Origin of the sequence: Phenylobacterium sp., assembly GCF_965284355.1 — a bacterium.
GTDB lineage: Bacteria > Pseudomonadota > Alphaproteobacteria > Caulobacterales > Caulobacteraceae > Phenylobacterium.
The window spans coordinates 4763456-4776790 of record NZ_OZ260078.1; the positions used below are offsets into that span (position 1 = coordinate 4763456).

Below are 13335 nucleotides of genomic sequence, written 5' to 3' on the forward strand. Positions count from 1 at the left end.
GCACGCGCACGCACGTGCGTACGCGCGTTGTGGCCTTGGGTTGTTGCAGGTGCTAACTGGGAGGCCTACCTGCCCCGTCCGATTCTCACGGTTTTTCCTTCCCTTGACCGACGACACCCAAACACCCCCCGAGCACGGCCACGGGGGCATCGCCCCTATCGCGATCGAGGACGAGCTGCGCCGCAGCTATCTCGACTACGCCATGAGCGTGATCGTCAGCCGCGCGCTGCCGGACGTTCGTGACGGGCTGAAGCCGGTTCACCGCCGAATCCTGTTCTCGATGGGCGAGAACAACCACACGCCCGACCGGCCGTACGTGAAATCGGCCCGCGTGGTCGGTGACGTGATGGGTAAGTATCACCCGCACGGCGACGTCGCGATCTACGACACCATGGTCCGCCTGGCCCAGCCGTTCTCGATGAGCCTGCTGCTCATCGACGGCCAGGGCAACTTCGGCTCGGTCGACAACGATCCGCCGGCCGCCATGCGCTATACCGAGAGCCGGATGACCCGGGCCGCCATGGCCATCCTGGCGGACCTCGACAAGGACACGGTCGACTTCAAGGACAACTACGACGGCTCCGAGCAGGAGCCGGTGGTCCTGCCGTCGCGGATTCCCAACCTGCTGGTGAACGGCGCAGGCGGCATCGCCGTCGGCATGGCCACCAACATCCCGCCCCATAATCTGGGCGAGGTCGTCGACGCCTGTCTGGCTTATGTCGACAACCCCGAGATCGGTCTGGACGAGCTGCTGGATATCGTGCCCGGCCCCGACTTCCCGACCGGCGGCCAGATCGTCGGCCGTACGGGTCCGCGCACGGCGCTGATGACCGGCCGCGGCTCGGTGATCATGCGCGGCGTGGCCACCGTGGAGGAGCTTCGCAAGGACCGCGAAGCGATCATCATCCACTCGATCCCCTATCAGCTGAACAAGGCTGCCCTGGTCGAGCGCATCGCCGAGCTGGTGCGCGAGAAGCGGATCGAGGGCGTCGCCGACCTGCGCGACGAGAGCGATCGCCAGGGGATGCGCATCGTCATCGAGATGAAGCGCGACGCCTCGGCCGACGTGCTGCTGAACCAGCTCTACCGCTTCACGCCGCTGCAGTCCTCGTTCGGGGTCAACATGCTGGCGCTGAACCGCGGGCGGCCCCAGCAGATGGGCCTGCATGACATGATCAAGGCCTTCGTGGATTTCCGCGAAGAGGTGGTCGTCCGGCGCATCAAGTTCGAGCTGAACAAGGCCCGCGACCGCGGCCACGTCTTGGTTGGCCTGGCCATCGCCGTGGCCAATATCGACGAGTTCATCCACATCATCCGCTCGTCCAAGGACCCGACCGAGGCGCGCGAGCGTCTCGTGGCCAAGGACTGGCCGGCGGGCGACATGCTGCCCCTGGTCGAGCTGATCGCTGACCCGCGCACGCTGGTGATCAACGAGAACCTGATCCGGCTCACCGACGAACAGGCGCGGGCGATCCTGGCGCTGACCCTGTCGCGCCTGACCGGTCTCGGCCGCGACGAGATCTTCGGCGAGGCCAATGAGCTGGCCGGCACCATCCAGGGCCACCTCGAGATCCTGGCGTCGCGCGAGCGCGTCATGGCCATCGTCCGCGAGGAGCTGGTCGAGGTGAAGGACCAGTTCGCCGTCCCGCGCCGCACCGAGATCATCGAGGGCGACGCCGACGTCGAGGACGAAGACCTCATCGCCCGCGAGGACATGGTCATCACCGTGACCCACGGCGGCTATGTGAAGCGCACGCCGCTGGCGATCTACCGGACCCAGCACCGGGGCGGGAAGGGCCGCTCGGGCATGGCGACGAAAGACGAGGACGCCGTCACGCGCGTGTTCTCGGCCAACACCCACACGCCGATGCTGTTCTTCTCCAGCGGCGGCAAGGCGTTCCAGCTGAAGGTTTGGCGCCTGCCCGTCGGCACGCCGACCAGCCGCGGCAAGGCGTGGGTCAACCTGCTGCCCATCGAGCCTGGCGAGAGCATCACCTCGATCCTGCCGCTACCCGAGGACGAGGCGACGTGGGACCAGTTCGACGTGATGTTCGCCACCAAGTCGGGGAACGTGCGCCGCAACAAGCTGAGCGATTTCATCGGCATCAAGCGCAACGGCAAGATCGCCATGAAGCTGGACGAGGGCGACTCCATCATTGGCGTCGGCGTCTGCAACGCCGAGCAGAATGACATCCTGCTGACCACGGCGCTGGGCCGCTGCATCCGCTTCGCCACCGAGGAGGTCCGTGTGTTCGCAGGCCGCGACTCGACCGGCGTGCGCGGTATCCGTCTGGCCGAGGGCGACAGCGTCATCTCCATGGCCATCCTGCGCGCAGTCCCGGCCACGCCGGCTGAGCGCGCGGCCTATGTGAAGCAGTCCAACGCCAATCGCCGCGCCACCGGCGAAGGTGACGACGTCGAGGATGTGGCCGCGCCGGACGACGAGGAAGACGTCGCCGACGAGGCCGCCCTGTCGGTCGAGCGCTTCGCCCAGCTGGGCGCCGCCGAGGAGATCATCCTGACGGTCTCCACCGAAGGCTATGGCAAGCGCACGTCGGCCTACGAGTTCCGCCGCACCGGCCGCGGCGGCCAGGGCCTCTTGGCGCAGGACCTCACCAAGCGCGGCGGGCGGCTGGCGGCTTCGTTCCCGGTGGACGACAGCGATCAGATCCTGCTCGTCACCGACCAGGGTCAGCTCATCCGCACCCCGGTGAGCCAGGTTCGCATGGTGGGCCGCAACACCTCGGGCGTGATCATCTTCCGCACCAGCGCCGACGAGCACGTGGTCTCGGTCGAACGCCTGGCCGACGCCGGCGAGGACGAGGTCGAGGCGATGGGCGAGGCCGGCGAAGCGCCGGACGCGACCGACGCGCCGCCGGAGAGCGGGGAGGGGTAGACCCTCGCCACGCCGGGCCTTTGTCGGGCTCGCCAACCCGGAGACATCGGGGACCCGCGGTGGCGACGCTTGCGGGTTCCTTCCGTTGTCGGCCTTGCGCCTTCGCATGATCGAGGGTCACCTAGCGGGACAGCGCTTTTCGCTTGCCAGAGGCGGCGGCGGCGGGCGAAAGGGCAAACAGGTGTGTTGGGGGACCTCTGCCGCATGACCCGCGTCGGCCTTTATCCGGGCACGTTCGACCCCATCCACAATGGCCATACGGACATCATGGGCCGCGCCGCCAAGCTGGTGGACAAGCTGGTGATCGGCGTGGCGATCAACGCCGGCAAGGGGCCGCTGTTCTCGCTCGAGGAACGCGTCGCCATCGTCGAGGAAGCGGTCAATCCGCTGCGCAATCAGTGCGAGATCGTGGTCCAGCCCTTCGAGGGCCTGACCATGCACTTCGCCCGCGAGGTCGGCGCCAGCGTGATCGTGCGCGGCCTGCGCGCCGTGGCCGACTTCGAGTTCGAATTCCAGATGACCGCCATGAACCAGCAGCTCGACCGCGAGATCGAGACCGTCTTCTTCATGGCCGACCCTCGCCACCAAGCCATCGCCTCGAAGCTGGTGAAGGAAATCGCGGCCCTCGGCGGCGAAGTCGGCAAGTTTGTCAGCCCCTCGGTGAAGTCGAGGCTGCTGGAAAAGGTCGGGCGCTAGGGGCTCGCCTCTCACGCTCATCGGACCGCGTCGGATCCCGACGCCGGCCAGAACGACAAGGTGGATGATGCCCAACGGAAAACTGCATCCGGATACGCTTGCGCTGCATGCCGGCTGGCGCGCGGATCCTTCGACCGGCTCGGTGGCGGTGCCCATCCACCAGACGACGTCCTACCAGTTCCGCGACACCGACCACGCGTCGGCCCTGTTCGCCCTGCAGGAGCTGGGCAACATCTACACGCGGATTATGAACCCGACGACCGACGTCCTGGAGCAGCGGGTCGCGGCGCTTGAGGGCGGTGTGGCGGCCCTGGGCGTGAGCTCGGGCCAGGCGGCATCGGCGCTCGCGATTCAGACTCTCGCCAAGGCCGGCGACAACATCGTCAGTTCGACAGCGCTGTACGGCGGCACCTGGAACCTGTTCGCCAACACCCTGCGTGACCAGGGCATCGAGGTCCGGTTCGTGGATCCGGCCGACCCCGAAGCCTTCGCGCGCGCCACTGACGCCAAGACCCGCGCCTACTATGCCGAGACCCTGCCCAACCCCAAGCTTGAGGTCTTCCCGATCGCCGAGGTCGCGGCCATCGGGCGGGCCAACGGCGTGCCGCTGATCATGGACAACACCGCCGCGCCGCTCCTGTGCAAGCCGCTCGAGCATGGCGCCGCCGTCGTTGTCTACTCGGCCACCAAGTACTTGGGCGGTCATGGCACATCGATCGCCGGGCTGATCGTGGACGGCGGGAACTTCGACTGGGCGGCGGCCGGTGACCGGCAGCCCGCGCTGAACGCGCCCGACCCCTCCTACCACGGCGCCGTCTGGACCGAGGCGGTCAAGCCGCTGGGCCCCGTCGCCTACATCATGCGGACGAGGACGGTCCTGCTCCGCGACCTCGGGTCGGCGCTCTCGCCGTTCAACGCGTTCCAGATCCTGCAGGGCGTCGAAACCGCGCCGCTGCGCATGCCGCGGCACTGTGAGAACGCCACCAAGGTCGCCGCCTGGCTCGCCGGCCGCGCCGGTGTCACGCGCGTGATCCATCCCAGCCAGCAGACCGGCGAGGCCCGCGCCCGCGCTGATCGCTACCTGTCGGGAGGCTTCGGCGGGCTGGTGGGATTCGAGCTCGAGGGGGGTGTCGAAGCGGGCCGCCGCTTCATCGACGGGCTGAAACTGCTCTATCACGTGGCCAACATCGGCGACGCGCGCAGCCTGGCGATCCACCCGGCCTCGACCACCCATTCGCAGCTCGACGCCGAGGCCCAGCTGGCCACCGGCGTGTCGCCCGGCTACGTCCGGCTCTCGATCGGCCTCGAGCATATCGACGACATCCTCGCCGACCTGGATCAGGCCCTGACGGCCGCCGGCGCCTGACGGCTGGTCGCCGATCCAGGGGCCGGAGGGCCTAGCCGCCGCCCAAATCGGTCGCTACGAGAGGCGCCATGAGGTTCGTACCCGTCCTGATCAGCGCCGCGCTCGCGGCGAGCCCCGCGTTCTCCCAGCCGAAGCCGGCGCCCGCCGCGCCCACGAAGCCTGCCGTGGCCGCGGGCCCCGCGCCGACCGCCGCTGACTGGCGCACGCCCAACCCAGCCGACGTGCTGGTCATCGACACCAACAAGGGCCGCGTCGTCGTCGAGATGACCCCCGAGACGGCGCCGTTGTACACCGCGCGTGTGCGGGAACTGGCGCAGGCCAAGTTCTACGATGGGCTCACCTTCTTCCGGGTCATCGACGGCTTCATGGCCCAGACGGGCGACCCTGAGAACCGCGGCACGGGCCAGTCCGACAAGCCCAACGTGCCGGGCGAGTTCCAATTCCGCCGCGGCCCCGACACGCCGTTTGCGCTGCTCGCCGACCAGAGCGTCTCCGAGCTGGGCTTCATCAAGACCATGCCGGTCCAGACCCAGTCGATGGCGCTGGCCCCGCTGACCCGCGACGGCAAGGTCTCGGGCTACGTCAATTTCTGCCAGGGCGTCGCCGGCGCGGCGCGCGGCGAGGACCCCGACACGGCCAACAGCCAGTTCTACCTGATGCGCGACCACTATCCGGCGCTGGATCGCCGCTACGCCGCGTTCGGTCGGGTGATCTCGGGATTGGACGTGGTGCGCGCCATCAAGGTGGGCGAACCCGTGGCCGATCCGCAGGACCGCATGCTGACCGTGCGCATCCTCTCTGACATGCCCGAGAAGGACCGCCCGAAGATCCGCGTGATCGACCCGGCGGGCCCCTGGTTCAAGGCCGAGATCGCTCGGGTCAAGGCCGCAGCTCCGGTCGGGACGAACGTCTCGGTCTGTGACGTCAACATTCCTGTCGAGGTGAAATAGAACATGGACGCCGAAAACACCCTGCTCGTGGAGCTGGAAACCGGTCCGGTAACGATCAAGCTGCGGCCCGATCTCGCGCCCCAGCACGTGGCGCGCATCAAGGAACTGGCCCGCGAGGGTTTCTACGACGGCGTGGTGTTCCACCGCGTGATCGCGGGCTTCATGGCCCAGGGCGGCGATCCGACGGGCACCGGCACCAGCGGTTCGTCCAAGCCGAACCTGCCGGCCGAGTTCAGCCGTGAGCCGCACGTGCGGGGCGTCTGCTCGATGGCGCGGACGGCCAACCCCAACTCGGCCAACAGCCAGTTCTTCATCTGCTTCGACGACGCCCGCTTCCTCGACGGCCAGTACACCGTCTGGGGCGAGGTGACCGAGGGCATGGAGAACGTCGATGCGCTGCCCAAGGGCGAGCCGCCGCGCGCGCCCGGCAAGATCGTCTCGATGAAGGTCGCGGCCGACGCGTGACGCCGGCGCTCGAGCGGGCCTACGCTGAGCCCGGGCGGCGCTATCACACGCGCCGCCACATCGAGGAGTGCCTTGAGAAACTCGCCGCCTGGCCGGACCTCAGAGAGGCCGAGCGGCGGGTGCTTACCTGGGCGATCTGGTGGCACGACGCGGTCTACGACGCGAAAGCCCCGGACAACGAGGCGCGGAGCGCTGAGCGGGCGCGCCGCGACCTGCCGGCTCTCGGCGCCACGCCGGATGAGGTGGCCGAGGTGACGCGCCTGATCCTGCTGACCGCCGGCCATGCCGTCGCCGCGGGCGACCGACTGGGAGAAGTCCTGGTCTCGATCGATCTCTCCATCCTGGCGGCCGAGCCTACGGCCTATGACGCCTACGTGCGCGGGGTGCGGGAAGAATACGCACACGTGCCCGACGAGGCGTGGCGGCGCGGCCGCGGGGCAGTGCTGCAGCGCTTCCTGGACACCCCGTCGCTCTTTCCCGACCCGACGTTCCGCGCGGCGCACGAGCCTCAGGCGCGGGCCAACCTGCAGCGCGAACTCAGCGCGCTACAGGCGCCAGGGTGACGATCAGGGGGTAGTGGTCCGAGCCCAGGTGCGGACCGCGCTCGACCTTGACCGTCGCCCAGTCTGGGCCGGCGTAGACGTGGTCGATGGGCAGGAAGGGCAGGGGCCAGGCACGGCCCATCACCTGCGCGGGCCACGTCGCCATCGCGCGGTCGCGACGGGTCAGGCCCAGGCTGTCGTCCAGCCTTCGCAACTGCGCCGACCAGGGCGAGGCGTTCAGGTCGCCCGTCAGGATCATCCGTTCGCGTGGCCGTGCGGCCGCCACGAACTCCACGGCCCGGACCTGGCGGGCGATATCGGGCCGCGTCGGCCAGGTGAAATGGGCCGTCACCACCTCGATCGGACCCCCAGGTCGGTCGTAGGTTGCATTGACGAACGTGACGATGTCGGGCTTCGGCGGGCGGGGCCGGACCATGCCGGCGTATTGGTCGCGGGTGTAGATCACCAGCTGGCCGTGGCCGCCCGCGGTGCGCCAGCCGGTTCGCTTCTGGATCAGCCTGCGCAGCTGTCGGCGGCCTTCGGTGAGAGTGATCACGTCGGCGTCCTGGGCGATCAGCCAGTCCACCACGCCCTGGATGTCGCCGTTGTCGCGGCCGGCGTTGAACTGGATCACCTTGATCTGTCCGCGCGCCGTCGCGTCGGCCACGGGTCCGGCGTCGCGCCGGAACTCGGGCACGATCAGGATCCCGCTGGCGAGCAGGCCGAGAAGCGAGGCGGCGATGATCGGCCCGCGACCCGCGACGACCGACCACACGAGCCCGAACGCGGCTGTGATCGCGTACAACGGCGCGAAGTGCGAAAGAAGGTCCAGCCGGTGGAACTGCCCCCCCAGGAGGCTCAGGCCCGCCGCCACCGCCACGGTCAGCATCAGCAGGGTCAGGGCGACGTTCACCCAGCCTATGACCCGCGCCATCCCCGCCCCGACCTTGACGCGAGACCCCCCGCGTGTGTTTCACCTCGCCCTTCATGCAGCTTGCCGACTTCGATTTCCACCTCCCCGAGGACCGCATCGCGCTCCGGCCCGTCAGCCCGCGGGATTCCGCGCGCCTGTTGCTGGTCGCACCGGACCGGCCGATGGCCGACCTGCACGTGCGCGACCTGCCCGATCTACTGCGCGCCGGCGATGTGCTGGTCATGAACGACACCCGCGTAATACCGGCCCGCCTGAAGGGCGTGCGGTTGCGCGGCGAGAGCCGGGTGGCTGTCGAGGCGACCCTGCATCGCCACCCCGAGGCCCACGTCTGGAGCGCGTTCATGCGGCCGGGAAAGAAGCTGGCGGTGGGCGATCGGGTGGTGTTCGGAGAACCCGAAGACCGCGCCTGCCTGCTGGGCGCCCTCGAGGCGACGGTGCAAGCGAAGGGCGAGGGCGGTGAGATCACCCTGGCCTTCGACCTCTCGGGCCCTGACCTGATGGCCGCCATCGCCGAGCGCGGTGTGATGCCGCTGCCGCCGTACATCGCCGCCAAGCGGCCCGAGGACGTCCAGGACCTGACCGACTACCAGACCGTCTACGCCGCCGAGGACGGTTCGGTAGCCGCGCCCACAGCCGGCCTGCACTTCACCCCGGAACTGCTGGCGCGCCTGGAGGCGATGGGCGTGCGACAGGAGTGGGTGACCCTGCACGTGGGCGCGGGCACCTTCCTGCCGGTGAAGGTGGACGACATCGCCGAACACCGCATGCACGCGGAATGGGGCGAGATCGACCCCGCGACCGCCGAACGCCTGAACGCGGCCCGCGCCGCCGGCGGCCGGATCGTCTGCGTCGGCACCACGTCGCTGCGGTTGCTGGAGAGCTCCGCCGATGCGGACGGGACCGTGCGCCCGTTCATGGCGGAGACGTCGATCTTCATCACGCCGGGCTATCGCTTTCGGGCGGCCGACGGGCTGATGACCAACTTCCACCTGCCCAAATCCACCCTGTTCATGCTGGTCTCGGCCTTCGCGGGCTTCGAGACCATGCACGCGGCCTACGCCCACGCGATCGCCGACGGCTACCGGTTCTACTCCTACGGCGACACCAGCCTGCTCTGGAGGGCCGATCCGTGACCGCGTTTCCGTTCAAGGTCAGCGCCACCGACGGCAAGGCGCGAACCGGGGTGCTGAGCACCCCGCGCGGCGACATCCGCACGCCCGCCTTCATGCCGGTGGGCACGGCGGGCACGGTCAAGGCGCTGACCGTCGATCAGGTGGCGGCCACTGGCGCCGACATCATCCTGGGCAACACCTACCACCTGATGCTGCGGCCCACGGCCGAGCGGGTGCGGCGGCTGGGCGGGCTGCACAAGTTCATGCGCTGGGAGAAGCCCATCCTGACGGACTCGGGCGGCTTCCAGGTGATGTCGCTGTCCAAGATCTCGAAGGTGACCGAGGAGGCCGTGACCTTCCAGAGCCATCTCGACGGCAGCCGTCACGCGCTCTCGCCCGAGCGGTCGATGGAGATCCAGGCCGATCTTCTGGGCTCGGATATCGTCATGCAGCTGGACGAACTGGTGGCCTTGCCGGCTTCGGACGACCGGATGGCCGACGCCATGCGCCGCTCGGCGCGCTGGGGACAGCGTTCGAAGAGCGCGTTCGGCGAACGCGATGCGCAAAATCTGTTCGGCATCCAGCAGGGCGGCACCTCCGAGGTGCTGCGCCGTGAATCCGCCGAGCGGATGATCGAGACCGGCTTCGACGGATACGCCATCGGCGGTCTGGCGGTGGGCGAGGGGCACCAGGCCATGTGTGAGGTGCTGGACTTCGCCCCCGGCATGCTGCCCGTGCAGCGACCGCGCTACCTCATGGGCGTCGGCAAGCCGATCGACATCGTGGAGGCGGTCTATCGTGGGGTCGATATGTTCGACTGCGTGCTGCCCACGCGCTCGGGGCGCCACGGGCAGGCCTGGACCTGGGACGGGCCGATCAACCTGAAAAACGCCCGCTTCGCCGAGGACGAGAGCCCGCTGGATCCGCAGAGCGACGTCCCGGCCAGCCGCGACTACTCCAAGGCCTACCTGCACCATCTGGTGAAGTCTGCCGAGATCCTGGGACAGGTTCTGCTGTCCTGGCACAACCTGGCTTTCTTCCAGGCCCTGATGGCCGAACTCCGCTCCGCGATCGCCGAGGGCAGAATGGAGACCTTCCGTCGCGAGTTCGCCGCCCGACAGGGCCCTACCGGGTCGGATACTTCGGCGTAGGTCCACGCTTGGCCGTCGGCTGCGGCGTCGGTGGCGGCGCGCTGGGGGCCTGTTGCGCCGCTGCGGCCTGCTTGAACGCCGTCCGCTCGTGACTGGGCGTTGCGGGGGGACCGCAGCCGCGGGCCTCGCCCAGGCCCTTCAGATAGGCGCGGCGCGTGTGCCCGGCGATGATGGCCGCCGAAACCTGCCGGTCGTGGCTCTCGGCGCCCGACAGCTTCCTGACGACGCCCCGGAACGGAATGGCCCCGCCGGCCAGGTCGCCGGCCACGCCCAGCGCGGTGGACTTGCCCTTGGCGGTCAGGCCCTCGTCGTCGGAGGGGATGGTGTCGATGTCGGGCCCCAGCACGTCGTTGAGCGGCCGGATCAGCGCGATCAGCTGTGGGCACTTCGCGGACCTGGGCGGACGCGCATACGGGTCTTCCAGCGCGTCCAGCAGGACCTGCGGGATATCCACCTTCATGACGCCCAGGTCCCGCAGCGGGGTTGTCGCGGCGCCCTCCACGCTGCTCCGCTTCATCTGGTCCGAGGTCTTCAGCCGGTCGGCCGACGCCGGCGGCGGGTCGGGCGGCGGCATGGACGACCCCTTTGCGGCCGGGGCCTTGCCGGCCTGTGTCTTGGCGGGCGGGGCCTTTGCCGGGGTCCTGTTGGTCTGGGCGAAGGCCGGCGCGGCCAGGAGCGCCGCGGCGACGATCAGGTGAAAGGCGGAGCTACGCATGCGGACACCATACGCCTGCCCACGCCGCTGTTAAGGCCGCAGAGACAAGAACACGCTTGGCCTTTGGCGCGGCGCCCTCTAGGTTCCGCGCCGCTTCGCCCGAGCATCGCTCGCGAAGAGGGCCGGTAGCTCAGTGGTAGAGCATTCGACTTTTAATCGAATGGTCGTGAGTTCGAACCTCACCCGGCCTACCAATCTTCGTCTTCACAGACCTGGAATCGAAAACGCCGCCCGTGGTGCGGGCGGCGTCTCGAAACCGGATGAAACCGCGACTACTGGCCGGTCTTGGCGAGATAGTTTTCCAGCGCCTGGCGGGCGACGGTCTTGCAACCGCTGGCCTCGGCGGTGCGGAGGATGTCGTCCAGCGTCGTGAGGGTTTCGACGGCCGGGCAGATGCCGCCGCGGCGGGCCCCGAACGTGCGGCCCTGGGGCGGCGGTTCGACCAGCGCGCGCAGCGTCTCGAACCGCGCCGTGTCTGCGGAAGCGAGACGATTGGCCGGCACCACGACGCCGCTGGCGGCGCCCTTGAGCGTGGTGACTTCGCCGGAAGCGCGCATCAGGGTGATCGTCTTGCCCGCCCCCAGTTGAACGCGCGCGCCGGCGTCGAACGCCTGGCCGCGCTTGATCGCCGGATCGGTCGATCCAACGACGATGTAATCGCTGGCCATCGCGGCGCCGCCGCAAACCAGTGAAACAGCAAGTCCAGTCAGAAGCTTACGGATCATAGACCTCATTCCCCGTACGATATTTCGGATCGTGGACGCCCCGATGCCGTACCTAGCACATTCAGCGCTTGAACGGTACCTGAACAACCCTCCGGTCGCCTCAGTTACGCGGCGGTCTGCCGCTCAGACGCACAAACCCAAATTTCGCCAGCCAAAGGATTCCTCGTTCGACGAAGGGTCTCCGGTCTGGCGGGAACGCCGCAAGAAGGGCGCCAACCGTTCGCGGCCGATCGGTTATGGCCGCAATCAGTGATTCGGCCTCGGTCGTTGTGGGCAGGCGCGCGGCTGTGTTGCGCACGCCCGGCGACTCGAGGAGGAAGGCCGCCTCGCCGTCGATGAACGGTCGCGCCGACGCGACGAGATCGTCGGCCTCGAGGACCGCCGTCGGATAGGCGGCGAACATCCGGAAAGGGTCAGGCCGGTAGGGGTTTTCCATCCCGGGCCGCCGTCCAGCGGCCGAGCGACGACGTGCAAGCTCGGCCCAGAGCGCCTGATACTGGGGGATGACCGCGCGCCAGTCGAACACCTCGCGCGCCCGGCTCCGACCTGCGGCTCCCATGCGGGCGCGAAGGCCGGGGTCGGAGAACAGCAGCGTCAGGGCCTCGGCCGTCTGGCCGACATCGACGGCGGTCATGAGCGAGGCCGACCCCGCATAGTCCTCATAGGTCATCAGACGCATGGCGTAGGCGTAGACGAGGTCCGCCCCCAGGCCGGCCTGGGGCTGGGTCGTATGAATCCGGAACCCGTCGACGCCGTGGCGGACCGTGTCGCGATAACCGTTCCAGTCGCTGACGACGCAGGGCAGGCCCGCAGCCATCGCCTCGACCGGCGTCAGCCCGAAGGTCTCCTGCAGGTTGTCCGAAAGTGAGAGGAACACGTCGGCGGCCGAGACCAACTCGTCCCGGGTCCGGGCGGTGGTGTCGGGCGCCTGGCGAATGCGGACGTCGGGCGCGAAGGCGGCGGCGGCGGCCAGGAACGCCTGTTCCTCCTCGGTCTTCCGCGCGCCGCCGAACATCAGCCAGTAGACGGGCCGCCCCAGCCGCTCGGCCGCCTGTTGCAGCGCCAGACCCGACGGGCCCGGATGCAGCTTCGTCGTGACGCTGAAGCGGCCCATGTGCAGGGCGACGGGCGCGTCGTCAGGGATGTCCAGCTGATCGCGCCACTTGCGGCGCAGGCCGTCGTCGCGGCCGAAATCTTCCGCGTGGATGCCCAGGGGGATTGTCACCAGTTGGGCCGGCGGGATTCGCGTTGCGCCGAAGCGGTCCTGGAGGTACCCGGCCACGCCTTCCAGCAGGTTTTCGACCGCCCGGCGACCGGGATCGGATGTGCAGATCAGCGCGTCCCATGGCTCCAGCGGGGCCAGGAGCAGGGCCGCCAGCTCGTCCATGATGTAGGTCTCGGCGATCGTGTGGGTGACGCCGGTCAGCGAATGGTTGTGCGCGCCCAGCGCACGCCGCGCCCATGCCTCGCCCTTCATCTCGGGCGTCGGGATGTAGAGCGCGCCGGCGGCGGCCACCTCTTGGCGATCCGCGCGGGCCAGCCACCGGATGGGGCGGTTCACGGGCCCCAGCCGCGCCAGCAGCGCCTCCAGTTCCTCCTGGGGCAGGGCGCGGACGTTCCAGAAGTGGAAGGCGTCGACGTCGGCATGCTTCAGGAAGCCGCGCAGGAACCCTTCGCCCGCCGAGTTGCGCCCCATCGGGCGGGGGATCGAGGCGTCGTAGGCCTCCACATCGAGCTGGATGACGGCGTTGGACATCACGGAACGCGGCGTCGCACGGACGCC

At 69.0% G+C, this 13335-nt stretch carries 12 protein-coding genes and 1 tRNA gene; 9 read left to right on the forward strand and 4 right to left on the reverse strand.

What is annotated here, in order from left to right; genetic code table 11:
- Nucleotides 1-103 precede the first annotated feature (103 nt).
- The 6 genes from gyrA to ACQ66R_RS23450 all read left to right on the forward strand — a co-directional run bounded on the left by gyrA (nucleotide 104) and on the right by ACQ66R_RS23450 (nucleotide 6936).
- Nucleotides 104-2896, forward strand: coding sequence for a DNA gyrase subunit A (gene gyrA, locus ACQ66R_RS23425; RefSeq protein WP_430426068.1), 2793 nt, complete (start codon nucleotides 104-106; stop codon nucleotides 2894-2896).
- Between the two features lie 204 nt (nucleotides 2897-3100).
- Nucleotides 3101-3592, forward strand: a complete 492-nt coding sequence (coaD, locus tag ACQ66R_RS23430) for a pantetheine-phosphate adenylyltransferase (protein ID WP_430426070.1) — start codon at nucleotides 3101-3103, stop codon at nucleotides 3590-3592.
- A gap of 67 nt (nucleotides 3593-3659) precedes the next feature.
- Complete coding sequence (locus ACQ66R_RS23435) at nucleotides 3660-4958, forward strand: O-acetylhomoserine aminocarboxypropyltransferase/cysteine synthase family protein (RefSeq protein ID WP_430426072.1); 1299 nt, start codon at nucleotides 3660-3662, stop codon at nucleotides 4956-4958.
- Between the two features lie 68 nt (nucleotides 4959-5026).
- Entirely contained in the window at nucleotides 5027-5908 is an 882-nt protein-coding gene (locus tag ACQ66R_RS23440) for a peptidylprolyl isomerase (protein WP_430426074.1), read from the forward strand.
- 3 nt (nucleotides 5909-5911) lie between these two features.
- Complete coding sequence (locus tag ACQ66R_RS23445) at nucleotides 5912-6373, forward strand: peptidylprolyl isomerase (RefSeq protein ID WP_430426076.1); 462 nt, start codon at nucleotides 5912-5914, stop codon at nucleotides 6371-6373.
- Nucleotides 6370-6936 (forward strand): HD domain-containing protein, encoded by a 567-nt coding sequence (locus tag ACQ66R_RS23450; protein ID WP_430426078.1) that lies wholly within the window; start codon nucleotides 6370-6372, stop codon nucleotides 6934-6936. The genes ACQ66R_RS23445 and ACQ66R_RS23450 overlap by 4 nt, the downstream gene beginning before the upstream one ends.
- On the opposite strand, the gene ACQ66R_RS23455 is transcribed toward ACQ66R_RS23450, so the two are convergent.
- Nucleotides 6911-7849 (reverse strand): endonuclease/exonuclease/phosphatase family protein, encoded by a 939-nt coding sequence (locus ACQ66R_RS23455; RefSeq protein WP_430426080.1) that lies wholly within the window; start codon nucleotides 7847-7849, stop codon nucleotides 6911-6913. The genes ACQ66R_RS23450 and ACQ66R_RS23455 overlap by 26 nt on opposite strands.
- A gap of 53 nt (nucleotides 7850-7902) precedes the next feature.
- Here ACQ66R_RS23455 and queA point away from each other — a divergent pair, with 53 nt between their 5' ends.
- Entirely contained in the window at nucleotides 7903-8982 is a 1080-nt protein-coding gene (gene queA, locus ACQ66R_RS23460) for a tRNA preQ1(34) S-adenosylmethionine ribosyltransferase-isomerase QueA (RefSeq protein WP_430426402.1), read from the forward strand.
- Nucleotides 8979-10112, forward strand: a complete 1134-nt coding sequence (tgt, locus tag ACQ66R_RS23465) for a tRNA guanosine(34) transglycosylase Tgt (protein ID WP_430426082.1) — start codon at nucleotides 8979-8981, stop codon at nucleotides 10110-10112. Before queA ends, tgt begins: the two co-directional genes overlap by 4 nt.
- Here the strand turns inward: tgt and ACQ66R_RS23470 are convergent.
- Nucleotides 10087-10827: a hypothetical protein gene (locus ACQ66R_RS23470; protein ID WP_430426084.1), complete on the reverse strand. Its 741-nt coding sequence runs from the start codon at nucleotides 10825-10827 to the stop codon at nucleotides 10087-10089. The two genes, tgt and ACQ66R_RS23470, sit on opposite strands and share 26 nt — an antisense overlap.
- 119 nt (nucleotides 10828-10946) lie before the next feature.
- Here ACQ66R_RS23470 and ACQ66R_RS23475 point away from each other — a divergent pair.
- A tRNA-Lys gene (locus tag ACQ66R_RS23475) sits at nucleotides 10947-11021 on the forward strand.
- 78 nt (nucleotides 11022-11099) lie between these two features.
- Here the strand turns inward: ACQ66R_RS23475 and ACQ66R_RS23480 are convergent.
- Nucleotides 11100-11495, reverse strand: a complete 396-nt coding sequence (locus ACQ66R_RS23480) for a hypothetical protein (RefSeq protein WP_430426086.1) — start codon at nucleotides 11493-11495, stop codon at nucleotides 11100-11102.
- Between the two features lie 157 nt (nucleotides 11496-11652).
- On the reverse strand, nucleotides 11653-13308 hold the full coding sequence (locus ACQ66R_RS23485) for a glycosyltransferase family 4 protein (RefSeq protein WP_430426088.1): 1656 nt from the start codon (nucleotides 13306-13308) through the stop codon (nucleotides 11653-11655).
- Nucleotides 13309-13335: the final 27 nt, after the last annotated feature.